The sequence below is a fragment of the Streptomyces sp. CA-243310 genome, assembly GCF_050936775.1.
Classification (GTDB): Bacteria; Actinomycetota; Actinomycetes; order Streptomycetales; family Streptomycetaceae; genus Streptomyces.
Window position 1 is genome coordinate 2,029,921 of record NZ_JBNJMF010000002.1, and the last position, 24,624, is coordinate 2,054,544.

A 24,624-nucleotide genomic window follows, 5' to 3' on the forward strand; every position below is an offset into this window, starting at 1 on the left:
AGGACACCTGCCCTGGTTCGACCTAGGCGCTCTCGGCGGCCAGTTCGCGCACCGCGTCGGCGAATGCGTCCCCACGCTCGTTGTAGTTCGCGAACATGTCCATCGAGGCACAGGCAGGTGCCAACAGGACCGTGTCGCCGCGCTCGGCGAGACGGGCCGCTTCCCGGACCGCCGCGAGCATCGCCCCAGTGTCGGTCCGGTCGAGGTCCACGACGGGTACCTGCGGCGCGTGTCGCGCCAGCGCGTCCGCGATCAGGGCCCGGTCGGCACCCATCAGGACGACGGCCCGCAGACGGGCGGCCGACTTGCGCACGAGCTCGTCGAAGGTCGCGCCCTTGGCGAGGCCGCCGGCGATCCACACGACCGGCTCGAAGGCCGCCAGGGAGGCCTCCGCCGCATGGGTGTTGGTGGCCTTGGAGTCGTCGATGTACGTGACCCCGTCCACCTCGTCCACGTGCGCGACCCGGTGGGCGTCCGGCCGGAAGTCGCGCAGGCCGTCACGGACCGCGCGCGGTTCGACGCCGAAGGCGCGGGCCAGGGCCGCCGCGGCGAGCGCGTTGGCGATGTTGTGCGGGGCGGGCGGGTTGACGTCCTCCACCTGCGCGAGCTCCTGGGCGTTCTTCTGCCGGTTCTCCACGAAGGCCCGGTCCACCAGGATCCCGTCGACCACGCCCAGCATGGAGGGGCCGGGGGCGCCGAGGGTGAAGCCGATCGCCCGGCAACCCTCCTCGACGTCGGCATCCACGACGAGGTCCTCGGTGGCCTTGTCGGCGACGTTGTAGACGCAGGCCACCGTGTTGCCCTCGTAGATGCGGCCCTTGTCGGCGGCGTACGCCTCCATCGAGCCGTGCCAGTCGAGGTGGTCGGGGGCCAGGTTGAGGACGGCCGCCGAGTGGGCGCGCACGGAGGGCGCCCAGTGGAGCTGGTAGCTGGAGAGCTCGACGGCGAGGACGTCGTACGCCTCCCCGCCGGTCACGACGTCGATGATCGGGGTGCCGATGTTGCCGACGGCCGCGGTCTTGAGGCCCGCGGCCCGCAGGATCGACGCGAGCATCCGGGTGGTCGTCGTCTTGCCGTTGGTGCCGGTGATCGCGAGCCAGGGGGCCGCGTCGGGGCCGCGCAGGAGCCAGGCGATCTCCACGTCCCCGACGACCTCGACACCGGCCTCGGCGGCCGCGGCGAACAGCGGGCTGTCGGGCTTCCAGCCGGGCGAGGTGACGACCAGGTCGGTGCCCTCGGGCAGGGTCGCGGCGTCCGCGAGGCGCACGGAGATCCCCGCCGCCTCCAGCTCCGCCGCCCGGGCCCGGTGGCCCTCGCTGTCGCCGCCGTCGACGACGGTCACCGAAGCGCCGAGGCCGGCCAGGGCGCGGGCGGCACTGATGCCGCTCACGCCGAGGCCGGCGACGGTGATGTTCTTGCCGTGCCAGGAGGTCACTTGTCGGCTGCCCATCCCGCGTAGAAGAGACCGAGACCCACGATCACGCACATGCCCTGGATGATCCAGAAGCGGACCACCACAAGGACCTCGGACCACCCCTTGAGTTCGAAGTGGTGCTGGAGTGGCGCCATCCGGAAGACGCGCTTGCCGGTCAGCTTGAAGGAGCCGACCTGGATGACGACCGACATCGTGATGAGCACGAAGAGGCCGCCGAGGAGGGCCATCAGGAACTCCGTGCGGGAGCAGATGGCGAGGCCGGCGAGCGCGCCGCCGAGCGCCAGCGAACCGGTGTCACCCATGAAGATCTTGGCGGGCGAGGTGTTCCACCACAGGAAGCCGAAGCAGGCTCCCATGAGGGCGGAGGCGACGACCGCGAGGTCCAGCGGGTCGCGCACCTCGAAGCAGGCGGCCGGGTTGGTCAGGGTCTGCGCGTTGGCGCAGGACTCCTGGTACTGCCAGACGCCGATGAAGGTGTAGGCGCCGAAGACCATGACGGCCGCGCCGGTGGCGAGTCCGTCCAGGCCGTCGGTCAGGTTCACGCCGTTGGACATCGCCAGGATCATGAACAGGGCCCAGACGACGAACAGCACCGGCCCCATCGACCAGCCGAAGTCCGTGACGAACGACAGCTTGGTCGAGGCCGGGGTCAGCTCCCTCGAGTCCTTGAACTGGAGGGCGAGCACCGCGAAGGCGATGCCGACGATCAGCTGGCCGGACATCTTGGCCTTGGCCCGCAGGCCGAGCGAGCGCCTCTTGACGATCTTGATGTAGTCGTCGAGATAGCCGACCACGCCCATGCCGGCCATCAGGAAGAGGACGAGCAGACCGGAGAAGCTCACTTCCTCGCCGGTGATGACCTTCGTCAGGGCGTACGCGATGAGCGTCGCCAGGATGAAGGAGATGCCACCCATGGTGGGTGTGCCCTTCTTCCCGGCGTGGCCGCGGGGGCCGTCGTCGCGGATGAACTGGCCGTAGCCCTTGCGGGCCAGCAGCTTGATCAGGAGAGGGGTGCCGATGAGGGTCAGGAACAGACCGATCACACCGGCGAAGAGAATCTGCCTCATCGGTCGGCGACCTCGCCCTCGCGCTCCAGCAACGCAAGCGCGACCCGCTCCAGGCCGATCGACCTGGAAGCCTTCACCAGCACGACGTCACCCGGGCGCAGTTCACTGCGCAACAGGTCGACCGCCGCCTGCGCGTCGGACACGAGCACCGACTCCTCACCCCACGAACCCTCGTTGTATGCGCCCAGTTGCAGCCAGGACGCTTCCCTGCCCCCGACTGCGACGAGCCTGCTCACGTTGAGCCGGACGGCGAGCCGTCCCACCGCGTCGTGCTCGGCCAGCGATGCGTCACCCAACTCGGCCATGGGACCGAGCACCGCCCACGTGCGTCCCCCGTCGGCCCTCGCGGAGCTGCCCATCGCGGCAAGCGCGCGCAGAGCGGCCCGCATGGACTCGGGGTTCGCGTTGTAGGCGTCGTTGACGATCGTCACGCCGTCCGCTCGCTCGGTGACCTCCATCCGCCACCGGGACAACGTGCCCGCCCCGGAGAGCGCGGTGGCGATCTCCGGAGTGGACATGCCCAGTACATGGGCGACGGCGGCCGCGGCGAGCGCGTTCGACACGTGGTGCTCACCGTACAGCCGCAAGGTCACATCGCCGCACCCGGAGGGTGTGTGGAGTGTGAAGGCGGGCGTTCCCCCGGCCGTCATCCGTACGTCCGTGGCCCGGACGTCGGCGTCCTCGGCCTCGCCGAAGAGGACCGTACGGGCCTTCGTGCGGGCGGACATGGCGCGCACGAGCAGGTCGTCGGCGTTCAGGACGGCGACGCCCCCGTCGGCCTCGGACGGCAGGGCCTCGACCAGTTCGCCCTTGGCCTGGGCGATCTGCTCGCGGCCGCCGAACTCCCCGATGTGGGCGGTGCCGACGTTGAGGACCAGGCCGATGCGCGGCGGGGTCAGGCCGGTGAGGTAGGCGATGTGGCCGATCCCGCGGGCACCCATCTCCAGCACCAGGTGCCGGGTGTCCTCGGTGGCCTTGAGGGCGGTGAGCGGCAGGCCGATCTCGTTGTTGAGGGAGCCGGGCGTCCACACGGTGGGTGCGTGCTGTTGGAGCACCTGGGCGATGAGGTCCTTGGTGGAGGTCTTGCCGGCGGAACCGGTCAGGGCCACCACGTCGGTGCCGAGGCGTTCGACGACGGCGCGGGCGAGGGCGCCGAGCGCCTTCTCCACGTCGGGGACGACGATCGCGGGTACGCCGACGGGGCGGGCGGCGAGGACGGCGGTGGCGCCGGCCGCGACCGCGCGCTCCGCGTAGTCGTGGCCGTCGACGTGCTCGCCCTGGAAGGCGGCGAACAGGCTGCCGGCCTCCACTTGACGGGAGTCGATGACCACGGCCCCGCCGATCCGCACCGCCGGATCCGGTATGTCGTGGGGCCGCCCGCCGGTGATGTCGGCGATCTCGGCGAGGGAAAGGGCGATCACTGGTTCACCTCGGCCTGCGTGGTTGCGTGGTGCGGGGCCTCGGTGCGCGCCTCGATGGCCGCGCGCAGGACCTCGCGGTCGTCGAAGGGGCGTACGACGCCGGCTGTGTCCTGGCCCTGTTCGTGGCCCTTGCCCGCGACCAGCACCGTGTCACCGGGCCGGGCGCTCGCGACGGCGGCGGCGATGGCCGCGGCCCGGTCGGCGTCGACGAGGACGGCACCCCGTTCGGCGCGGGGCACGGACACGGCGCCCTCGAACATCGCGGCCAGGATGGCGAGGGGGTCCTCGGAGCGCGGGTTGTCGGAGGTGAGCACGGCGACGTCGGCGAACCGGGCGGCCGCGGCGCCCATCGGGGCCCGCTTGGTGGTGTCGCGGTCGCCGCCGCAGCCGAGCACGATGTGCAGCCGCCCCTCGGTGACCTCGCGCAGGGCGCGCAGCACCGATTCGACGGCGTCGGTCTTGTGGGCGTAGTCGACGACGGCGAGGAACGGCTGTCCCGCGTCGACGCGTTCCAGCCGGCCGGGCACTCCGGGGACCGCGGCGACGCCGTCGGCGGCGGTCTGCGGGTCGATGCCGGCGGCGGCGAGGGTGACGATCGCGGCGACGGTGTTGGCGACGTTGAACGGGCCGGGCAGCGGCGCGGTGGCGCGGACGCGCTGTCCGTCCGGACCGACGAGGGTCAGCGTGGAGTCGGCGGCCCCCAGGACCACGTCCTCGGCGCGCCAGTCGGCGGCCGGATCGCCCGTGGCCGAGAAGGTGACGATCGGGATCGTCGCCTCCTTGGCGAGGCGGCGGCCGTACTCGTCGTCGGCGTTCACCACTCCGAGGCGGGCCCGGCGCTCGGTGAAGAGCTGCGCCTTGGCCTGGAAGTAGTCCTCCATGTCGGAGTGGAACTCCATGTGCTCCGGGCTCAGGTTGTTGAAGACGGCGACGTCGAAGACGCAGCCGTCGACCCGGCCGAGCACGAGCGCGTGGCTGGATACCTCCATGGCCACGGCCTCGACCCCGCGTTCGCGCATGACGGCGAACAGGGCCTGGAGGTCGGTGGCCTCGGGGGTGGTGCGCTCGGACTTGATGCGTTCGTCGCCGATCCGCATCTCGACGGTGCCGACGAGGCCGGTGGCCCGACCGGCGGCGCGCAGGCCGCCCTCGACCAGGTACGCGGTGGTGGTCTTGCCGGAGGTGCCGGTGATGCCGAGCTGGAGGAGGGCCTCGCCCGGCCTGCCGTAGATCGCGGCGGCGAGCTCGCCCATCCGGGCGCGCGGGTCGGCGACGGCGAGCACCGGCAGTCCGGTCGCCGCGGCGCGGTCGGCGCCCGCGGGATCGGTCAGCACGGCGGCGGCGCCGAGGGTGGCCGCCTGGGCCGCGAAGTCCGCGCCGTGCGCCTTGGCGCCGGGGAGGGCCGCGTAGAGGTCGCCGGGGCGCACCGCACGGGAGTCGTGCGTGATGCCGGTGATCCGCGGACCCGTCGGCTCGCCGGCGGCTTCGAGGTCCACCAGGGCCGCGAGCTCGGGCAGCGGGGTGGGGCGCACGGACACGGGGCGGGGCGCTCCCGGCGGCGCTGCCGGGGCGTCTTTCCGGGTGTTTCTGGGCTGATCAGCGTGGGACACGGCGGTGAGCGTACCGGGCGCGGTGGCCCCGTCGCGAAGCGAGGTCCCGGCCGCGGGGCCGGTGGCCGACTGGTTCCCGGGTTTGGGGGTGATCGTTGTCACTGATGGTGCCTCACGCTTTTCTGGCTGGGCGGCGGGTTCACTGGCCGGGCTGCGGGCCTGGCCGGGTACTGGGCTGCGGTGCGGGCTGCGGGCCCGGTTCGAAGGTGACCGGCAGTCCGGCGGGGGCGGTGCCGGTGGGCGCGATCCGGAGGGTCTTGAGGGCGAACTCCATGACCTTCTTGTAGATGGGTCCGCAGATCTGGCCGCCGAAGTAACTGCCCTTGGTGGGGTTCTGGATGGCGCAGTACACGGTGACGCGCGGACTGTCGGCGGGCGCGAAGCCGGCGAACGAGGCGGTGTACCCCTTGTAGCGGCCGGTGGCCGGGTCGACGCGGTTGGAGGTGCCGGTCTTGCCGCCGACGCGGTAGCCGGGGATGCGCGCCTTGGTGCCGGTGCCCTCCTGGTCGTCGACCACGGATTCGAGCATGGCGGCGAGGGTCTTGGCGGTGCCCTGGCTGATCACCTTGGTCTGCTCGGGGGCGGGGGCCGGGGTGAAGCGGCCGTCGGGTCCCCTGCTGCCGCGGACCAGGGTCGGCTCGATCCGGACGCCGGCGTTGGCGATGGTGGAGTACACGGAGGCCGCCTGGACGGCGTTGAGGGAGAGGCCCTGGCCGAAGGGGATCGTGTACTGCTGGGACGTGGACCAGGCCTCGGGCTTGGCGAGGATGCCGCGGGATTCGCCGGGGTAGTCCAGGCCGGTGGGCTGCCCGATGCCGAACCTGGTCAGGTATCCGTACAGGACCTTGTTGGCCTCGGGTTGGGTGGCGCCGAGTCGGCCGGTGGCCAGGATGGTGCCGATGTTCGAGGACTTGGCGAGCACCCCGTTGAGGGTCAGGTACCAGGTCGGGTGGTCCACGTCGTCCTTGAAGAGGCGGTCGCCGCGGTGGAGGCGGTTGGGGACCTCGACGGGGGTCGCCGGGGTGGCCTTCTTCTCCTCCAGGACGGCGGCCATCGACATCACCTTGGCGGTGGAGCCGGGCTCGTACACGTCCTGGAGGGCGGCGTTGCCCATGGCGGTGGAGCGGGCCTTCGACAGGTCGTTGGGGTCGAAGCCGGGGGCGTTGGCCATGGCCAGCACCTCGCCGGTGCGGGTGTCCTGGACGACGACGTAGCCGCGGTCGGCGCCGGACTTCTCGACCTGTTCGGAGATGGCGCTCTGCGCGGCCCACTGGATGTCGCGGTCGATGGTCAGCTCGATGTCCTCGCCGGGCACCGCGGCCTTCTCGCTGGACTCGGCGGTGGGGACGCGCCGGCCGCCGGACTGGGCGTAGGTGAGGCTGCCGTCCTTGCCGGAGAGCTTCTTGTCGAGGGAGGACTCCAGGCCGCCGCCGCCCTTGCCCTCGGCGTTGACGTAACCCAGTATCCCGGCGGCGAGGTCGCCGTTCGGGTACACGCGCTTGCTGCTGTCCTCCTTGAACACGCCCGCGATGACGTTGGCGCCGGGGCCGTTGTTGCGCTTGTCGGCGGCCGCCTTGTCCGCGAAGACCTTCTTGAGGTCCTTGATCTGGTTCCAGACCTGGGGGGTCTGGCGGCGGGCGAGGATGACGTAGCGGGAGTTCTTGGTCTCCAGGAGCCTGGCGATCTCCTTGGCGTCCTTGCCGAGGATCGGCGCGAGGAGGGCCGCGGCCTGCGCGGGGGCGTCCGGGGCCTTGCTCTCCTGCGCGGAGAACATCTTCGGGTCGGCGGTGATGTCGTACGCGTCGACGCTCGTGGCCAGGGCCACGCCCTTGCGGTCGGTGATCTCCCCGCGTTCGGCGGCCAGGGTGTAGCTGGTGAAGCGGTTCTCGGAGGCCTTGGCGGAGTAGGCGGAGGCGTCGACGGCCTGTACCTGGAGCAGCCGTACCACGAAGGCGATCATGACCAGGGTCAGCCCGACGCCGACGAGGCGCAGGCGGGGTTTGGGGTTCCCGAGCCTGATGGTGTGGGCCGTGCGGGCCGGGGCCGGCCTGCGGGTGGCGGGGCGGGACGCGGGACGCGCCGTGGCCCTGGCCCGGTCACCGCCGGTGGGCCGGGGCCGGCCGGGGCCCGGCACCCGCCGCCGGGGCGGCTCCTGGGGGCTCACGCGGCCACCGCCGGCACGGCCCGGACGGCGGCTCCGGCCGGGGCGCCGCCCGGCGTACGAGGCGGGGGCGGGCTGGGGAGAAGCCCCGCGGGGGTCCGCGTCACGACGTCACCTTCCAGGGGTCTGGCTGGGTTGGGGGGTCCCGCTCGTCGCGGACGGGTTCGGTGCGGGAGGCCCGCTCGCCGCGGCGGACGGGGCGCCGGAGGGCGCCGCGGACACCGGGGGCTGGGCGACCGGCGCGGGGGACGGCGGGGGCGGCGCCTGCGCCTGCGAGGCGGTGCCCGCGACCTTCCCGTCCGGGCCGATGAAGACGGGGCTGCCGCCCGGCACCAGGCCCAGTTCGTGCGCCCGTCGCTGGAGCGCGTCGGGGGCCGAGTAGCCGTCCACGTCGCGCTGGAGCGCCTGCTCCTCGTCGGTCAGCACGAGGGTCTCCTTCTTCAGCCGGGTGAGCTGGAAGGAGCCCTGGTTCAGCGCGGAGTTCAGCAACAGCAGGCTGATCAGGCCGCCGCCCAGCAGGGCGACGACCAACAGCACGAACGGCATCCGGGCCGCCTGACCTGCTCCGCTCCCCGCCGTGGCGCCGGCGACGCCCGGCCGCAGCCGTCCCCCGCGCTTGATCACAGTCGCGCCTCGCGGATCCGTTCGACTCCGCGGCACCGGGCGGGAGCCGCCCGCCGGTTCTCGGCGATCTCCTCCTCCGTGGGGAGTTCGGCGCCGCGCGTGAGGAGTTTGAGCTTGGGCTGGTACTTCTCGGGCACCACCGGCAGTCCGGGCGGCGCCGTGGAGGCGGCGCCCGCCGCGAAGACCTGCTTGACCAGCCGGTCCTCCAGCGAGTGGTACGACAGCACCGCGATCCGGCCGCCGACCGCGATCCGGTCCACGGCCGCCGGGATGGCCCGCTCCAGGCCGGACAGCTCGCCGTTGACCTCGATGCGCAGCGCCTGGAAGGTGCGCTTGGCCGGGTTGCCACCGGTGCGCTTCGCCGCCTGGGGCAGCGAGTCGCGGATCAGTTCGACGAGCCGGGCGCTGTTGGTGAAGGGGTCCTTCTCCCGCTCCCGGACCACCGCGGAGACGATGCGCTTGGCCTGCTTCTCCTCGCCGTACTGGCGCAGGATGCGGACCAGCTCGCCGGGGGCGTAGGTGTTGAGGACCTCGGCGGCGCTGATGCCGGTCGTCTGGTCCATGCGCATGTCCAGCGGGGCGTCCTGGGCGTACGCGAACCCGCGCTCGGCCTCGTCGAGCTGCATCGAGGAGACGCCCAGGTCGAAGAGGATGCCCTGGACCGCGGGGATGCGCAGTCCGTCGAGCACCTCGGCCAGGTCGGCGTAGATCGCGTGGACGAGGGTGACCCGGTCGCCGAAGGGCGCGAGGCGCTCCCCGGAGAGCCGCAGGGCCTCCTTGTCGCGGTCGAGGCCGATCAGGTGGGCCTCGGGGAACCGGGTCAGCAGGGCCTCGCTGTGGCCGCCGAGACCGAGGGTGCAGTCGACTACGACGGCCCCCGGCCTCTCCAGCGCCGGGGCCAACAGGTCCAGGCACCGCTGGAGCATCACCGGGACGTGTCGGGACTCGCTAGTCAAAGCGCCCTCTCAGATAACGGCGCGGCAGGCGTACGCCGCGCCGCGCACGCGGAGTTTTACCAGGGGGCCGGGCGGCCGGTGAGGGCCGGGCTCCGGCCGGTTCGCGTCACTTTAGTGCAACGGTCCCCGCGGTCAACGAACCGCCCGGCGCGCCGTCCGCTCCGCTCGCACGGAACCCGCGAATGCCGCGAATCACCCGAACAGCCGCATCCTGCCCACCCTTGTGGGTTAGCTCACAACAAGGCCGGTTGACCTTCTTTGTCCCTCCTCGCTCCATGCCTCCCCGAGCGAGGCCCACTAACGTCGTAGGCATGACGACTTCCGCATCCCTGCCCGCAGAATCCGCAGCCCAGGCGTCCGCCGGCGGGTCCGTCACCGACCGGCTGGTCGAGGCGAACCGTCACTACGCCTCCGCGTTCGGCGATCCCGGTATGGACGCCCGCCCGGTGCTCCAGGTCGCCGTCGTGGCCTGCATGGACGCCCGCCTCGACCTGCACGCCGCCCTCGGCCTGAAGCTGGGCGACTGCCACACGATCCGCAACGCGGGTGGTGTGGTCACCGACGACACGATCCGTTCGCTCACCATCAGCCAGCGGGCGCTGGGCACCCGCGCGGTCATACTCATCCACCACACCGGCTGCGGTCTCGAAAGTCTGACCGAGGACTTCCGGCACGAGCTGGAGGACGAGGTCGGCCAGCGGCCCGCGTGGGCCGTCGAGGCCTTCCGGGACGTGGACCAGGACGTGCGCCAGTCCATGCAGCGGGTCCGGACGAACCCCTTCCTGCCCTTCCGCGACGATGTGCGAGGCTTCGTCTTCGACGTGCACACCGGGCTCCTGCGGGAGATCGATCCCGCCTCTTGAGTGACACAAGGCCGTAACGCCGTCAAGAATGCGGGGTGACGCCACCCGGGAGAGTTCCCGGGCCGGCGTCCGCACTCTCGCGATGCAGAGGTGTCGGGGTGGGCCGGTTCATGCGTCAAGAGCGTGATCGGCCCGGAGAAAGGGCCGAGGAGAACAAGGTGACCACGTATGACGACCGAGCGAGCCTCGCGGATCTGACCAGCACTGCGGAGCGGGTCCGCCACTCGGTCGAGAGCGTGATCGAGGGCAAGCCGGAGGTCGTCCGCCTCGCGCTGACGGTCCTGCTCGCGGAGGGACACCTGCTGATCGAGGACGTGCCCGGCGTCGGCAAGACCATGCTGGCCAAGACGCTCGCCAAGTCCATCGACTGCTCGGTGCAGCGCATCCAGTTCACGCCGGACCTGCTGCCGTCCGACATCACCGGCGTCAGCATCTACGACCAGCAGCGCCGCGAGTTCGAGTTCAAGCCCGGCGCGATCTTCGCCCAGATCGTCATCGGCGACGAGATCAACCGCGCCTCCCCCAAGACCCAGTCCGCGCTGCTGGAGTCGATGGAGGAGCGACAGGTCACCATCGACGGCACGACCTACACGCTGCCGAGCCCCTTCATGGTGGTCGCCACCCAGAACCCGGTGGAGATGGAGGGCACCTATCCGCTCCCCGAGGCCCAGCGCGACCGTTTCATGGCCCGCGTCTCCGTCGGCTACCCCAGCCCGGAGGCCGAGCTCCAGATGCTGGACGTGCACGGCGGGCTCTCCCCGCTGGACGACCTGCAGGCCGTCGCGCACGCCCACGACATCGTCAAGCTGATAGAGGCCGTCCGCGAGGTGTACGTGGCCGAGCCGGTGCGCCGCTACGTGGTCGACCTGGTCTCCGCCACCCGCAGCCACCCGGACCTGCGCCTGGGCGCCTCGCCCCGCGCCACCCTGCACCTGCTGCGCGCCGTGAAGGCGTCCGCCGCGCTGGCCGGCCGGGACTACGTCCTGCCGGACGACGTCCAGGCGCTGGCCGCCCCGGTCCTCGCGCACCGGCTGCTGCCGACCGCGCAGGCCCAGCTGAACCGGCGGACCGCCGAGCAGGTCGTCGCCGACATCCTGCAGCGCACCCCCGTCCCGGCCGCGCACGCACGCGGCGAGATGCCGCCCGGCGCGGGCATCCGGGGCTTCTGATGAGCGCCGGTGCCCCGAGCGGCGCCGGTGGCGCGGGAGGGGGCGGGGCCGGTCTGCGCGCCTCGTTGTCGGGACTGACCACGCGCGGCCGCTCGTTCCTGGCCGCCGGGATCGCCGCCGCCGCGTGCGCGTACGTACTCGGACAGGGCGAGCTGCTCCGGGTCGGACTGCTGCTGGCCCTGCTCCCCCTGATCTGTGTCGTCGCCCTGCACCGCACCCGCCACCGGGTCTCCGGCAGCCGCCGGCTGACCCCGGGCCGGGTGCCCGCGGGCGGTGAGGCCCGGGTGCAGCTGCGCATGGACAACACCTCCAGGATGCCCACCGGGCTGCTGATGCTCCAGGACCGGGTGCCGTACGTGCTGGGGCCCCGGCCCCGCTTCGTCCTGGACCGGGTCGAGCCCGGGGGTCGCCGCGAGGTGTCCTACCGGGTCCGCTCCGACCTGCGCGGACGCTACCCGCTGGGCCCGCTCCAACTCCGGCTGACCGACCCGTTCGGGATGGTCGAGTTGACCCGTTCCTTCAGCACGTACGACACCCTCACCGTCATCCCGCGCACCGAGGCCCTGCCCGCGGTCCGCCTGAGCGGCGAGGCCAACGGCCACGGCGACGGCAGCCGTCGCTCCCTGGCCCTGGCCGGGGACGACGACGTCATCCCGCGCGAGTACCGCCGCGGCGACGACCTGCGCCGGGTGCACTGGCGCTCCACCGCCCGCTACGGCGAGCTGATGGTGCGCCGCGAGGAGCAGCCCCAGCGCACCAAGGCCACGGTCCTGCTGGACACCCGGGCGGACGCCTATCGGGGCGCCGGCCCGGACTCCGCCTTCGAGTGGGCCGTCTCGGGGGCCGCCTCCACCCTGGTGCACCTGCTGGAGCAGGGGTTCTCGGTGCGGTTGCTGACCGACAACGGCACCTCCGTCCCCGGCGACGCCGGCGGCGGCTTCTCCTCCGGCGGGCACGATCCCGCCGAGGCGGCCGGGCTGATGCTGGACACCCTCGCGGTCATCGGGCACTCCGACGAGAGCGGGCTGTCCAAGGCCCACGACGCGCTCCGCGGCGGCGGAGCGGGCGGGGGCTTCGGCGGGGCGGGCTCGGACGGGCTCCTCATCGCCTTCCTCGGCGACCTGGACGACGTACAGACGGAGATGGCGGGCCGGATGCGGCAGCGCAGCGGGGGCGCGGTGGCGTTCGTGCTGGACTCCGCGGCCTGGGCCGGCGAGACCTCGCGGGTGGAGACACGGCTGGGCCGGCTGCGCGACGCGGGCTGGACGGCACTGGCCGCCCCGCCCGGGGTGGCCTTCGGCGATCTGTGGCGGCAGGCCGGGAACGCTCCGCTCGGCACGGCGACTTCCGGAGGTTGGGGATGAGCGGGCGCGCACGACTGACGCTCTTCGCGATGCTGGCCACACTGCTGACCTCCTGGTCGCTGGCCCCGCTGGTGGAGTCCTCCGGCTGGCTGGTGCAGGCGGCGGTACTGCTCGGCGTGCAGAGCGCCGTGGGGGCCGGGGCCCGGCGGATCCCGCTGGCGCGCTCGCTGACGGTGGCGGCGCAGCTCCTGGTGTCGCTGCTGCTGCTCGCCTTCCTCTTCGCGGGGAAGGCCGAGTCGCCCTCCGGCGGGCTGTCGGGCTACCTGCTCACGGACTTCGGGTCGCTGTTCCGGCAGGGGGTGCGCGATGTCGGCGAGTTCGCCATACCGGCGCCGCTGACGGACGGCATCCGGCTGCTGCTGCTCTCCGGGGTGCTGCTGATCGGTCTGCTGGTGGACATGCTGGCCGTCACGATGCGGACGGCCGCGGCGGCGGGGCTGCCGCTGTTGGCGCTGTACTCGGTGGCCGCCGGGCTGTCGGCAGGTCAGGGCGGCGCCTGGTTCTCCTTCCTGCTGGCGGGCTGCGGCTTCCTGATGCTGCTGTTGACCGAGGGCCGGGACCGGCTGGCGCAGTGGGGCCGGGTCTTCGGCGCGGCGCCGGGCGGGCGCGTGTCGGCAGCTTCCGGATACGGGGGCGGCAAGGACGGCACCCGGGCCGTGGCCCCGGTGCGCACCGGCCGGCGGATCGGCGTGGTCACGCTCGGTCTGGCGCTGGCCGTGCCGGCGGTGCTGCCGTCGCTCGGCGGCGGCATGCTGGGTTCCGGCGACGACGGCGGTGCGGGCAACGGCGCGGGCGGCGGGACGATCTCGGCGGTGAACCCGCTGGTGTCGCTCCAGGGCAGCCTGAACGCGCAGGACAACCGGGTGGTGCTGCGGTACCGCACGGACAGTCCTCAGCAGTCCGACCAGTACCTGCGCATCCTCGCGCTCGACGAGTTCAACGGGGTCAAGTGGGAGGCCTCCGGGCGCCCCCTGACGGATGTGCCGGAGAGGTTGCCCAACCCGCAGGGTCTCGGGGCCGATGTGCGCCAGGACGCGGCCGAGGTGCGGACGACCGTGTCGGCGGCCCAGACGTACGCGCAGCGCTACCTGCCGATGCCGTACCCGGCCACGCAGGTGGACATCGGCGGGAAGTGGCGGTTCGAACCGGCCGGCCGGACCCTGGTCGGGGACCAGTTGGGCAAGGACCGCTTCCAGAACGTGCAGGGCGCCCAGTACACGGTGCGCAGCCTGCTGCTCCAGCCGACGGCCTCGCAGCTGCGCGACGCCCCCGCACCGGACCCGGCGGTCCGGTCGGAGTACACGAAGCTGCCGGCGAACCTGCCGCCGGTCGTCGCCGAGACGGCCCGGCGGGTCACCCGGGGCGCGACGGACGACTACACGCGGGCGGTGCGGCTCCAGGACTTCTTCGCGGTGAGCGGCGGGTTCCGCTACGACACCACGGTGAGTTCCGGTTCGGGTTCGCAGGCCATCGCCCGGTTCCTGAACGACAAGGAGGGCTTCTGCGTCCACTTCTCGTTCTCGATGGCGGCGATGGCCCGCTCGCTGAACATCCCGGCGCGGGTGGCGGTCGGGTTCACCCCGGGCTCCAAGCAGGCCGACGGCAGCGTGAACGTGACGCTGCGGGACGCGCACGCGTGGCCCGAGCTGTACTTCGAGGGCGTGGGCTGGACCCGGTTCGAGCCGACCCCCCGGTCCGGCATCTCGGTACCGGAGTACAGCCGGGCCGCGACGCCGACCGCGCAGCCGTCCGCCCCGGCGGCGCTGCCCTCGCCGGGCGCGTCGGCGCCTTCGGCCGCCCCGTCGAAGGCGGAGGACTGCCCGCCGGAGCTGAAGAAGCTCGGCGAGTGCGGCGGGCCCGTGCTCTCGCAGGGCGGGAACTCGGACGGTGGGGTGACACCGCTGTCGGTCCTGGGCTGGACGGCCGCGGGGATCCTCGTCCTGGGTCTGCCCCTGCTCCCCCTGCTGTGGCGGCGCAGGATCCGGACGCAGCGGCTGGCGGACGGCGACGTGCTGCTCGCCTGGCGCGAGTTGGGCGACGCGGCCTGGGACGTGGACATCCCGCCGGACGAGGCGCTGTCCCCCCGTCGGGCGGCGGGGCGGGTGGTCGTCCTGGGCCGGCTGGAGGACGAGGCGTCGCAGGCCGTGCACCGGGTCGCGGGCGCGGTGGAACGGGCGCTGTACGCCCCGCCGGGCGCGGACACCTCGTACGAGGGTCTGGCGGACGACGTCCTGCTGGCGAGCGCGGCGCTGCTCGCGACCGTGTCACGGGGCACCCGGGTACGGGCCCTGTTGCTGCCCCGGTCCCTGGTTCGGCTCTCCTGGGCCGCTTCGACCCGCTGGTCGGTCGTGACCGCCCGGGGCGCGGCGCTCTCCGGTCGGATCCGGCTCCCGCTGCGCGGCCGGGGCTGAGCCCGGGCCGGCCCCTCGGGGTCGGCCCCGGACGGATGTACGCGAAGAACGCCGGTGCGGCGGGGCTCGTTCCCCCCGAGCCCCGCCGCACCGGCGTTCGTGTCGCGCAGGTTCCCCCGAATCCCGGCGAAGGACGAGGGCCCGGTCCCGCTCCGCGGCCCCGTGTCCGCGGTGCGGGACCGGGCGCCCGGTCCGTGCCCCCAGTCTGCTGTGTGCGCAGGTGGGAACCCATCCGTACTCGTACTCATCCGGAGGGCTGGGTACGGATACTCAGTTCTACGCCGGGTCCGTCCCCCGGCGGCACCGCCGACCGGGGGGTCAGCGGCTGCCGCTCACCCGGCCGCGCAGCAGCAGCGACAGCGCCGAGTGGACGTCGTCCAGGGACCGCTCGCTCTGGAAGGACTGCCAGTCCAGCGCGGCCACCAGCACCATGCCGACCATCGCGGCCGCCGTCAGCGGCACGTCGATCTCGGCGCTGAGTTCGCCCCGCTCGACGCCTTCCCGCAGGACGTCCTCCACCACCGCCACCGCCTCGCGCCGGACCACCATCAGCGTGGACTGCCACGTGCGGTTGGTCCGCCAGAGTTCGGCGACGTACAGCTGGGTGAAGGCCGGGTACCGGTCGATGAAGACCAGGCCCGCGCGGATCATGGCGTCGAGCGCCTCGATCCGGGTGCCGCCCCGCGCCTCCGTCTCCTCCGCCGCCGTCCGCAGCGAGACGGTCAACAGCCCCACCCCGTGCCGCAGCAGCTCCTCGAAGAGGTCGTTCTTGCTCGCGAAGTTGTAGTAGACGGTGCCCTTGGCCACGCCCGCCCGTTCGGCGATCTCGTCGACCGTGGTCGCGGAGAAGCCCTGCTCGGCGATGAGGGTGACGGCCGCCTCGTAGAGCTTCTGCCGGGTGGCCTGACGTCGACCGCCGCCGGCGGCGGTACCGGTGCTGCTGCTTTCCATGGCGCTGATTCTCACAGGTCAACAGCTCTCTACAGGCTCAGTTCCGGGTGCAGTCGACTCATCGTCCACACCTGCTTGCCGCGGGCCGCGAGCGCGGTCAGGGCCAGCGCCCCGACCGTGAAGGCCAGCAGGACCAGGGATCCCTGCCACACCGGGGCGAGGTCGCCGCCGGTGATGAGGCGGCGCAGGCTCTCGACGACGTACGACATGGGCAGGTACGGGTGGATCCAGTTGAAGAAGGCGGGGCTGGTCTGAACGGGGTACGTGCCCCCGGCCGAGGTCAACTGGAGCATCAGGACGGCGAGGACCAGGATGCGTCCGGCCGCCCCGAACTTGGCGTTGAGCCACTGGACGATCGCCGCGAAACAGGCGGAGACCAGCATCAGGAAGGCGATGGTGAGCGCGGGCCGGGCCATGTCCAGGCCGAGGCCCGGGGCCCAGTGGAGCACCGACATCAACAGGGCGACCTGCGCGAAGCCGATGCCGGCCACGGGCAGCCAGCCCGCGAGGGCGACCCGCCAGGGCGAGGCGCCGGCGGCCAGGGCCCGCCGGTTCAGCGGGGCGATCAGCATGTAGGCGACCATCGCGCCGACCCACAGGGAGAGCGGGATGAAGTACGGGGCGAAACCGGTGCCGTAGTTGGGCGCCTTGTGGAGGGACTGGTTGGCGAGCCGGATGGGGTCGGCCATGACCTGGGTCCGGGCGTCGCGCGCCTGCTGGTCGTAGTCCGGGATCTTGCCGGCGCCGTCGTGCAGGCCGCCGGCGAGTTCGCCGCTGCCGTCGACCAGCTTGTACATGCCGCTGTCCAGGGTGTGCGCGCCGTCCCCGAGCTTGCCGACGCCCTCGGTGAGGGCGCCGGAGCCGGTGAACGCGGTGCCGAGGCCGCTGTGCAGCTGCGTCATGCCGGAGGCGACCTTCTGGGCGCCGGTGTTCAGGGCGTTGACCTTGGCGACGGCCGCGTTGAGGTCGGAGGACAGGCCGGGGGCCTTGTCGGCGAGTTCGCGGGCCTTGGTCTCCAGGTCGTCGAGCTGACGGCGGAGCTTGCCCATGTCGGTGCCGGAGGCCTTGACGACGTCGTTGACATCACCGGCCAGCAGCGCGCCCTCGGCGGTGTCGTCCTTGATCCGCTTCAGGTCGGGGCAGGAGGCCAGGTGCGGCTCGGCGCCCGGGGTGACGCAGTGGGCGGTGTAGTACTTGTCCGCTCCCGTCGCGGCCCGCTGGGTGACGGCGGCCGCGGCCGGGGCGTTCTTGGCGAAGGAGTCCAGGTGCTTGTTGACCACCTGGGCGGTGTCCGCGACGAGTTCGGCGGTGGCGGCCAGGGACTTCGGATCGCTGACGAAGGGCTTGGCCTTGGCGGCGGCCCCGTTGACCTTGTCGGCGAGGGTCCGGGTGCCGGCGGCGAGGTCCTTCGAACCCGTCTCCAGCTGCCCGGCGGCCGTGTTCAGCTTCCTCAACCCGCCGTTGAGCTCGCCCGTCTTCTCCTTGGCCGTGTCGAGGCCGTCGGCGAGGTCCTTGGCGCCCTGCTTGGCCTTGCCGGCGCCGTCCTTGAGCTTGTCGGCGCCGTCGGCGGCCTCGGCGGTCTTGTCGTGCAGGTCGGAGAAGTTGACGAAGATCTTGTCGAGGAATCCGCGCGAGGCGTTGGTGGACGCGGCGGAACGGACCTCGGAGAAGACGGTCTTGGAGATCGAGCCGACGATGTAGTTGTTCGCGTCGTTCGTCCGGACCTGGAGCGCCCCGGTGGTGGGGTCGGCGCCGGAGCTGGAGGCGATCTTCGTGCTGAAGTCGGCGGGCATGGTCAGGGACAGGTAGTACTTCCCCTCCTCCAGACCCTCGGCCGCCTCGTCGGCGTCGACCTCGCGCCAGTCGAACGTCTTGCTGTCGCGCAGCTTCTTGGCGATCTCGTCACCCGCGGCGAGGTGCTTTCCGTCCACGGTGGCGCCGCGGTCGGAGTTGACGAGGGCCACGGGAACCTTGTCGAGGTTGCCGTAGGGGTTCCAGAAGGACCAGAGGTACAGGGCCCCGTAGAGCAGCGGCAGGAGGAGCAGCGCGACGAGAGCGGCCCGGGGCAGCTTCCCCCGCCCGAACCGCTTCAGCTCAAGCGCGGCGAGCTTCGGCGAGCGCATCGTCCGCCCCCTTCGTGTCGTTGTCGGTGGTGGCGACCGCGCCGTTGTCGGTGGTGGCCGCGTCGGCGTCCTCGCCGGTGTCGGGATCGACCTCGGCCTCCGGCTCGGCCCCGGGCTCGGCTTCGGCTTCGACCTTCGGCTCGGCTTCCGGCGCGGGCTCGTCCGTCGGCTCAGGCTTGTTCTCGGGCTTGGCCCCCCAGGTGATCGGGGCTTGCGTGCCGGAGCCCGACCGGACGGCCGGGGCGGGTGGGGCCTCGACCTCGGTGGTCGGCACGGCGGTGGCCTCGGCCGCGGTCGCGACCGTGCGCAGCACCAGGACCCCTTCCGGCGCCTCGTCGCACACCGCGAGGACGGTGGTCCCCCGGCCGGCGATCGAGCGGAGCAGCGCCCACAGTTCGGCGCGCTCGGCGGTCGAGAGCTTGAGGTCGGCGTCGTCGAGGGCCAGCAGTCGGGGCTCGCCCAGCAGGGCGATGGCCACGGACAGCCGGACGGCCTCCAGGCGCTCCAGGTCGCGGACGGAGGTACGCGGTCCCTTGGGCAGGGTCGCCGGGTCGAGCCCGGCGGCCGCGAGGGCCTCCTCGATCCGGGTCGCGGTGGCGGCGCGGCGCTCTCCGCGCGGTCGGAACAGGGCCCGCACGGGACCCTCGTAGCGGCGCTGGAGCATGGCGCCCTCGCGCAACTGCTCGGCGACGGTGAGCGCCTCGTCGAGGTCGTTGACCCCGGGTACGTGTCCGAGGGCGGCGATCCGCCGCACCGCGGTCATCTTCTTCGGCAGCGGGTACCCGCCGATCCCGGCGTGACCCTCGGAGGGCTTCATCCGGCCGGTGAGGGCGAGGAGCAGGCAGGTCCGGCCGCTTCCGGAGGGGCCTTCGAGCGCGATGAGCGAGCCGGGTGCGGCGTCGATCCCCACTCCCCGGAAGACCCAGCCCCGCGGGCCCTTGAGTCCGAAGTCCTCGGCCTTGACGGCCGCCCCGTGTGGGCTCTCCACGCCGTCCCCCCTTCTTTTGAACTGACCGGTCAGTTCAAAAACTAGCAGGTTCTGCGGTATCCGGTTGCGGCGAGGGGGGTGAAGATCCCCAACCGGGGGTAAAGATGCAGGTCACCGCATTTGTCAGTGGCGGGGGTCACGATGGACTCACGCAGCGCGACAACGCGGCGGGCAACACAGCACCACCCGAACGGCGGTACCCGAAGAGCCAGTACCCGAAGAGGCAGTACCCGAGCAGTACCCGGCATCAGAAGCAGCACGCATCGACAGGAGGTTCGTCATGGCCACACCGTCCCCGTCCCCTGTCCACCCCGTCCCGAGGAAGTCGTCGGCACCGCCGGCCGCCCTCGATCTGCTCGCCAAGGCCCACCGCGGCCTGACCGAGGCGGTCGCACTGTCCCGGCCCAACGAGCGCTACGCCACCGCACACCTCGCGGCGCTGCGCGCGGCCGCGGCCGTACTGGCCGCGCGCGTGAAGCCCGAACCGGTCAACCCGCGCCGGCGGCCCCGGATCCGCAGCGCGTGGGAGGTGCTGCCGGAAATGGCACCGGAGCTGACGGAGTGGAGCGCCCTGTTCGCCTCGGGCGCCGACCGCCGGGCCCGGGCCGAGGCCGGGATACCGGACGCCGCGACGGGCCGGGAGGCCGACGACCTCGTCCGCGAGGTCGGGATGTTCCTGCGCCTGGTGGAGCGGATGCTGTCCTTGCGACCGGTGACCCCGGCCGCCGCACAGGGCCTGCCAACGACCCTGCCACAACCGCGGCCGGAGCGTCCGCATGCGGGATGAGCTGGTCGGCGGCCTGAGGCAATAGGGTGGGCACGCCCGCTCACCCTTACCGCGCCGAGGAGCCATCAGCCGTGTCGGACACTTCCCGCCCCCGTGCCTCCCTCCGCACCGCCGTGGTGTGGGAGGTCCTCAAGGAGGCCCTCGACCGCCGGGTGAAGGCGACCGGGCGGGACGTGCTGGACGTGCTGGACACCGGTGGCGGCACCGGCAAGTTCGCCGTCCCGGTGGCCCGACTGGGCCACCGGGTGACGGTGGTCGACCCCAGCCCGAACGCGCTGTTCGGGCTGGAACGCCGGGTCTCCGAAGCCGGTGTCGCCGACCTGGTGCGCGGGGTCCAGGGTGACGCCCAGGGCCTGCTGGACGTCGTGGATCGGGACGCCTACGACGTGGTGCTCTGCCACGGCGTGCTGGAGTACGTGGACGACCCTGCCGAGGGCGTGGCCAATGCCGTCGCGGCCCTGCGACCGGGCGGGATCCTGAGCCTGCTCGGCGCCGGACTCGGCGGAGCCGTGCTGGCCCGCGCGCTGGCGGGCCACTTCACCGAGGCCCGTACCGCCCTCACCGACCCGGCGGGTCGTTGGGGATCCGGCGATCCGGTCCCGCGCCGCTTCACCGCCGAGCAGCTCACGGAGCTGGTGGGTGGAGCCGGCCTGGAGGTCGGCGCGGTGCACGGTGTGCGGATCTTCGCGGACCTCGTCCCGGGTGTCCTGGTCGACACCGAGCCCGGCGCGGTGGAGGCGCTGCTGCGTCTGGAGGAGGCCGCCGCCGAGCTGCCCGCCTTCCACGCGGTGGCCACGCAGTTGCACATTCTGGGCGAGAAGACCGCCTGATCTGCGACGGGTCCGCGCACACGGATCAACGGACACCCTGTGAACCGGCCGCCGGCCCCGTATGATCGAGGACACCGGTCGGCATGGCGGACGGACCATTGGGGAATAAGCGCCTCAGTGACCGCACAGGCGACGGTACGGTTTGAACGCAGGGCATTTTTCGAACGTGGCGTAGAGGGCGGGTATCACGGGGGCGATTCCCCGCCTATCCTGAAGGGGACCCCTGGTCGCTACCCTTCGCGACCGACGGATGAGGAGGACTCCCGTGCCGCTCTCGGAGCACGAGCAGCGAATGCTCGAGCAGATGGAGCGAGCGCTGTACGCCGAAGATCCCAAGTTCGCGACAGCGCTTGAGGGAAGCGGACTGCGCACGTACACCCGGCGACGGGTCTACCAGGCAGTCGCAGGCATTGTGGTGGGTATCGCGCTCCTCATGACCGGTGTGATCGTGCCGAACGTGCTCTGGATCAGCGTGGTGGGCTTCCTCGTCATGCTGGGCTGCACGGTTCTCGTGGTCACCGGTTGGCGCAAGGCACCCAAGCCTGGCGAGCAGCCCGTCTCCGACAGTGCAGATGGTTCGGCCCGCGGCCGGAACCGACAGCGTCGGTCGATGATGACCCGCATCGAGGAACGGTGGCAGCGCCGCCGTGACGAACAGGGGCAGTAGCCCCACACGACATGAACGAGGGGACGGTCGCCGACGGGCGGCCGTCCCCTCGTCGTTCCGGACGGATCACCCGTCCTGCGGCATGATGACCGAATGACTGTGCTGCCCCTGGTCTTCACCAGCGGCTGGGCCAGCGGGATCAACGCCTACGCCGTGGTCCTCCTGCTCGGCATCTTCGGCGCGACCGGGCTCACGGACGAGGTTCCGGCGTCGTTGCAGCGTCCCGACGTCCTGATCGTCGCCGGCGTGCTGTTCCTCTGCGAGGCGGTGGCCGACAAGATCCCCTACGTGGACTCGCTGTGGGACACCCTGCACACCGTGATCCGCCCGGTTGCGGGTGCGGTGGTCGGGGCCCTGCTGGCCGGGCAGAGCGGTTCGCTCCCCGACCTCGCCGCCGGGGCCGTCGGCGGTTCCACCGCGCTGGCCAGCCACTTCGTCAAGGCCGGGACCCGGATGGCGGTCAACACCTCACCGGAACCGTTCACCAACATCGCCCTCAGCACCGCCGAGGACCTCGGTGTGGCGGGCATCGTCACCTTCGCCATGTTCAATCCCCAGGCCGCCGCGATCATCGCCGCCGTGCTGCTGGCGGCCGGCCTGGCGATGGTCTTCTTCCTCTGGAGCCGGATCCGCCGCTACCGAAGGCGGCGGGCCCAACGCCGCGAGGAGAAGCGGATGGCCGCCGAGCTGCGTCAGACCTCCGGCGCGCCACCTCCCTGACCGTCGCGCGCCGGCGCCGGCCGGGCCCGGACGCCCGCCCGCCGCCCGCCCTGACCTCGTACGACCTCGCCGAACCGGCCCCCGGTTCGCTCGATAGGCTCAGCCGCATGGCACGAATTGCGGTGATCGGCGCCGGCATGGGCGCGATGGCGACGGCGGCCCGGTTGGCCGTGGCGGGCCACCGGGTGACGGTGTACGAGCGTGGCTCCACGTACGGCGGCTCGGTCGGCCGGTACGAACGGGACGGATTCTCCTTCGACACCGGCCCGGGGCTGTTGCACCTGCCCGCCGTCTACCGCGACCTGTTCGTGAAGACGGGCAGGCAGCCGCTGGAGGAGTGCGTCCAGCTCGTCCAGGTGGACCCCGCCGTCCGCCACCTGGCGGCGGACGGCACCTCGGTCACCCTCCCCAACGCCTCGCGGGGCGGCGCCGCCGCGGTGCTCGACGAGGCCTTCGGCGCGGGCTCCGGGGACCGCTGGAACGGGGTGCTCGGGCGCGCCCGCGACGCCTGGAACGCCACGCGTCGCCCGCTGCTGGAGGAGCCGCTGCGCCCCGACTGGCAGGTACTGGGCACCGACCCCTACCCGGCGTTGCGCAAGAGCGGCCTGCTGCGGCGACGCCCGCCGACGCTCGCCGAGGTGGCCGAACGGGAACTGGGCGGATCGCTCGGCGACCTGCTGACCGCGCGGGTGCGCGCGTACGGTCTGCGCCCCGCGGACGCGCCCGCCTCGGCGGCGGTGCTCCCGTACATGGAGCAGACCTTCGGGAGCTGGTACGTGCGCGGTGGTGTCCGGGAGCTGGCCACGGCCGTGTACGAGCGCTGCCTGGAACGGAAGGTGGCCTTCGTCTTCGACGCCGACGTGCGGGGGGTCGTGGAGCGGGACGGCCGGGCCGCCGGCCTCTCGCTGGCCGACACGTGCACGGTGGAGGGCGACGCCGTGGAGGCCGACGCCGTGGTCTGCGGGGTCGATCCCAGGGCACTGGGGATCCCGTCGGCGCCCGGTCCGGTCCCCGCCCCGCCCACGGGGCTCCCCGGCCGGTACACGCTCTTCCTGGCCCTCGGCGGGCCCCGGCCGGCGGAGGCCGCGCACCGCACCCTGGTCGGAACGGACCTGACCGTGCTGCGGCCCGACGATCCCGCCGTCCGGCCCGACTCCGCGCACGAGGCCGTCACCGTCCAGGCGGTCGTGGAGCCCGGCACGACGCCCACCGCGGAGGAGCTGATCGCGGCGGCGGCCCCGGCCGTGCCGGGTCTGCGGGAACGGCTGCTGTGGCACGAACTGCGCACCCCGGCCGACATCGCGGCGGCGACGGGCGCCCTGGACGGGGCCGTGCCGCCGCCCGCGCTCGCGGGGGCCGGCGGACGGCTGCTCCATCCCTCGAACACCACGGGTCTGCCGGGGTTGTACCTCGCCGGCGGCTGGGCCCACCCCGGCGGCGGACTCCCGCACGCGGGCATGACCGGCGCCCTGGTGGCGGGGCTCATCGTGGAGGGCGCGGACTTCCGCGGCTCCCGCTAGGCCCGGTCGGGTCGGGCGCCGGCGGGTCAGTAGCGGTACTGCTCGTGGTCGCCGGCGCCGCCCTGGTACGGGTACTGCTGTTGCTGCTGCTGGTACTGCTGCTGCTGGTACTGCTCGTCCGTCGGGTAGGACTGCCCGCCGTACTCGTCGGTGGACCGCTGCTGCGGTACCCAGACCCCGCCGGGCGGGGTGTCCATCGCGTACTGCTGCCCGCTCTGGTCCGCGTAGGGCGCGTAGTCGTTGCTCTGGGGCGTGGTGCCGATGTACGGGTCCGAGTAGGCCGCGTAGACCTGCTGCTCGGCCCCGGGGTAGCCACCGGAGTAGTCGTAGCCGCCCTGGGGCTGCGCGCCGTACTGCGGCGCGTACTGGCCGTCCTGCCCGGCCGTGGCGAACGGCGAGGCGAACGCGGCCGTTTCGGCCGCCTGGCCCGACGGGTCGCCGTACTGGGGGGCGAAGCTCTGTATCCCGTAGGAGCCGGTGTCCTCGGGAACCGGCTGCGGGGTGAAGACGTTGGCCTCCCGGTCGTCGAAGTCGTCGGGAGCGTCCGCGCCGTCGCGGCGACCGGCGGCCGTCCGCTCGTCGTACTCCAGCCCCGTCACCTCCAGCGTGGGCGCCGGGCGTTCGGCGCGCGCACCGCCGCCCCGGCGCCGGCCGCTCTGCTGCCGTACCGGTTCCCCGCCGCGGCGCAGCGCCCAACCGGCCACGAAGCCCTTGCGGAAGGAGAGCGTCACCAATGTCTGGCCCACGGCGAACGCGGTCGCGCCGACGGCGATGACGGGCACCGACGGCAGCACCACCCCGGCGACCACGCCGGCGAAACCGGCGAAGGCGAGCAGGCGCCAGCGGAGCCGGGCCTTGTACTGCATCAGGACCTCGGCAAGCAGCCACAACGCGACGAAACCGAACGCGGTGTAGAGGACCGTCATTCCCATGCATTGGCCCCTCTCGGTACGGCCG

20 protein-coding genes are annotated in these 24,624 nt (G+C 72.7%); 9 read left to right on the plus strand and 11 right to left on the minus strand.

What is annotated here, in order from left to right; translation table 11 throughout:
* Positions 1 to 22 precede the first annotated feature (22 nt).
* The 7 genes from murD to rsmH form a co-directional block, all read right to left on the minus strand.
* Positions 23 to 1,450, minus strand: coding sequence for a UDP-N-acetylmuramoyl-L-alanine--D-glutamate ligase (murD, locus tag ACQEVM_RS26780; protein WP_433083149.1), 1,428 nt, complete (start codon positions 1,448 to 1,450; stop codon positions 23 to 25).
* Positions 1,432 to 2,502: a phospho-N-acetylmuramoyl-pentapeptide-transferase gene (gene mraY, locus ACQEVM_RS26785; protein ID WP_433083151.1), complete on the minus strand. Its 1,071-nt coding sequence runs from the start codon at positions 2,500 to 2,502 to the stop codon at positions 1,432 to 1,434. The genes murD and mraY overlap by 19 nt, the downstream gene beginning before the upstream one ends.
* Positions 2,499 to 3,923 (minus strand): UDP-N-acetylmuramoyl-tripeptide--D-alanyl-D-alanine ligase, encoded by a 1,425-nt coding sequence (locus ACQEVM_RS26790; RefSeq protein ID WP_433083153.1) that lies wholly within the window; start codon positions 3,921 to 3,923, stop codon positions 2,499 to 2,501. Before ACQEVM_RS26790 ends, mraY begins: the two co-directional genes overlap by 4 nt.
* On the minus strand, positions 3,920 to 5,635 hold the full coding sequence (locus ACQEVM_RS26795) for a UDP-N-acetylmuramoyl-L-alanyl-D-glutamate--2,6-diaminopimelate ligase (protein ID WP_433083155.1): 1,716 nt from the start codon (positions 5,633 to 5,635) through the stop codon (positions 3,920 to 3,922). Before ACQEVM_RS26795 ends, ACQEVM_RS26790 begins: the two co-directional genes overlap by 4 nt.
* Before the next feature lie 37 nt (positions 5,636 to 5,672).
* A complete protein-coding gene (locus ACQEVM_RS26800; protein ID WP_433083157.1) occupies positions 5,673 to 7,697 on the minus strand; it encodes a peptidoglycan D,D-transpeptidase FtsI family protein in 2,025 nt (674 codons plus the stop codon).
* Between the two features lie 108 nt (positions 7,698 to 7,805).
* Positions 7,806 to 8,240 carry a hypothetical protein gene (locus tag ACQEVM_RS26805; protein ID WP_433085386.1) on the minus strand — a complete coding sequence of 145 codons (435 nt, stop codon included), beginning with the start codon at positions 8,238 to 8,240 and terminating at the stop codon, positions 7,806 to 7,808.
* A gap of 74 nt (positions 8,241 to 8,314) precedes the next feature.
* Positions 8,315 to 9,244 (minus strand): 16S rRNA (cytosine(1402)-N(4))-methyltransferase RsmH, encoded by a 930-nt coding sequence (gene rsmH, locus ACQEVM_RS26810; RefSeq protein WP_433085388.1) that lies wholly within the window; start codon positions 9,242 to 9,244, stop codon positions 8,315 to 8,317.
* Positions 9,245 to 9,585: 341 nt separating this feature from the next.
* Between rsmH and ACQEVM_RS26815 the strand changes: the two genes are divergently transcribed.
* The 4 genes from ACQEVM_RS26815 (at position 9,586) to ACQEVM_RS26830 (ending at position 15,081) form a co-directional block, all read left to right on the plus strand.
* Entirely contained in the window at positions 9,586 to 10,137 is a 552-nt protein-coding gene (locus ACQEVM_RS26815) for a beta-class carbonic anhydrase (RefSeq protein WP_433083159.1), read from the plus strand.
* 158 nt (positions 10,138 to 10,295) lie between these two features.
* Positions 10,296 to 11,306, plus strand: coding sequence for an AAA family ATPase (locus ACQEVM_RS26820; protein ID WP_433083161.1), 1,011 nt, complete (start codon positions 10,296 to 10,298; stop codon positions 11,304 to 11,306).
* Positions 11,306 to 12,670 carry a DUF58 domain-containing protein gene (locus ACQEVM_RS26825; RefSeq protein ID WP_433083163.1) on the plus strand — a complete coding sequence of 455 codons (1,365 nt, stop codon included), beginning with the start codon at positions 11,306 to 11,308 and terminating at the stop codon, positions 12,668 to 12,670. The genes ACQEVM_RS26820 and ACQEVM_RS26825 overlap by 1 nt, the downstream gene beginning before the upstream one ends.
* Positions 12,667 to 15,081 (plus strand): transglutaminaseTgpA domain-containing protein, encoded by a 2,415-nt coding sequence (locus tag ACQEVM_RS26830; RefSeq protein ID WP_433083165.1) that lies wholly within the window; start codon positions 12,667 to 12,669, stop codon positions 15,079 to 15,081. Before ACQEVM_RS26825 ends, ACQEVM_RS26830 begins: the two co-directional genes overlap by 4 nt.
* A gap of 318 nt (positions 15,082 to 15,399) precedes the next feature.
* Here the strand turns inward: ACQEVM_RS26830 and ACQEVM_RS26835 are convergent, their stop codons facing one another.
* Genes ACQEVM_RS26835 through ACQEVM_RS26845 form a run of 3 tightly spaced genes read right to left on the minus strand, consistent with a single transcriptional unit; the run spans position 15,400 to position 19,143 of the window.
* Entirely contained in the window at positions 15,400 to 16,032 is a 633-nt protein-coding gene (locus tag ACQEVM_RS26835; protein WP_053676019.1) for a TetR/AcrR family transcriptional regulator, read from the minus strand.
* A 29-nt stretch (positions 16,033 to 16,061) separates the two neighbouring features.
* A complete protein-coding gene (locus ACQEVM_RS26840; protein WP_433083167.1) occupies positions 16,062 to 18,155 on the minus strand; it encodes a YhgE/Pip family protein in 2,094 nt (697 codons plus the stop codon).
* Entirely contained in the window at positions 18,127 to 19,143 is a 1,017-nt protein-coding gene (locus ACQEVM_RS26845; RefSeq protein ID WP_433083169.1) for an ATP-binding cassette domain-containing protein, read from the minus strand. The genes ACQEVM_RS26840 and ACQEVM_RS26845 overlap by 29 nt, the downstream gene beginning before the upstream one ends.
* Before the next feature lie 280 nt (positions 19,144 to 19,423).
* Between ACQEVM_RS26845 and ACQEVM_RS26850 the strand changes: the two genes are divergently transcribed.
* The 5 genes from ACQEVM_RS26850 (at position 19,424) to ACQEVM_RS26870 (ending at position 23,667) form a co-directional block, all read left to right on the plus strand.
* On the plus strand, positions 19,424 to 19,930 hold the full coding sequence (locus ACQEVM_RS26850; protein WP_433083171.1) for an SAV_6107 family HEPN domain-containing protein: 507 nt from the start codon (positions 19,424 to 19,426) through the stop codon (positions 19,928 to 19,930).
* Between the two features lie 71 nt (positions 19,931 to 20,001).
* Complete coding sequence (locus tag ACQEVM_RS26855; protein WP_433083173.1) at positions 20,002 to 20,760, plus strand: class I SAM-dependent methyltransferase; 759 nt, start codon at positions 20,002 to 20,004, stop codon at positions 20,758 to 20,760.
* A 265-nt stretch (positions 20,761 to 21,025) separates the two neighbouring features.
* Positions 21,026 to 21,427 carry a DUF3040 domain-containing protein gene (locus ACQEVM_RS26860; protein ID WP_433083175.1) on the plus strand — a complete coding sequence of 134 codons (402 nt, stop codon included), beginning with the start codon at positions 21,026 to 21,028 and terminating at the stop codon, positions 21,425 to 21,427.
* Between the two features lie 93 nt (positions 21,428 to 21,520).
* Complete coding sequence (locus tag ACQEVM_RS26865; RefSeq protein WP_433083177.1) at positions 21,521 to 22,147, plus strand: DUF4126 domain-containing protein; 627 nt, start codon at positions 21,521 to 21,523, stop codon at positions 22,145 to 22,147.
* A gap of 107 nt (positions 22,148 to 22,254) precedes the next feature.
* Positions 22,255 to 23,667: a phytoene desaturase family protein gene (locus ACQEVM_RS26870; RefSeq protein WP_433083179.1), complete on the plus strand. Its 1,413-nt coding sequence runs from the start codon at positions 22,255 to 22,257 to the stop codon at positions 23,665 to 23,667.
* A 26-nt stretch (positions 23,668 to 23,693) separates the two neighbouring features.
* Here ACQEVM_RS26870 and ACQEVM_RS26875 read toward each other — a convergent pair whose 3' ends face one another.
* Positions 23,694 to 24,599: a hypothetical protein gene (locus tag ACQEVM_RS26875; RefSeq protein ID WP_433083181.1), complete on the minus strand. Its 906-nt coding sequence runs from the start codon at positions 24,597 to 24,599 to the stop codon at positions 23,694 to 23,696.
* Positions 24,600 to 24,624 lie beyond the last annotated feature (25 nt).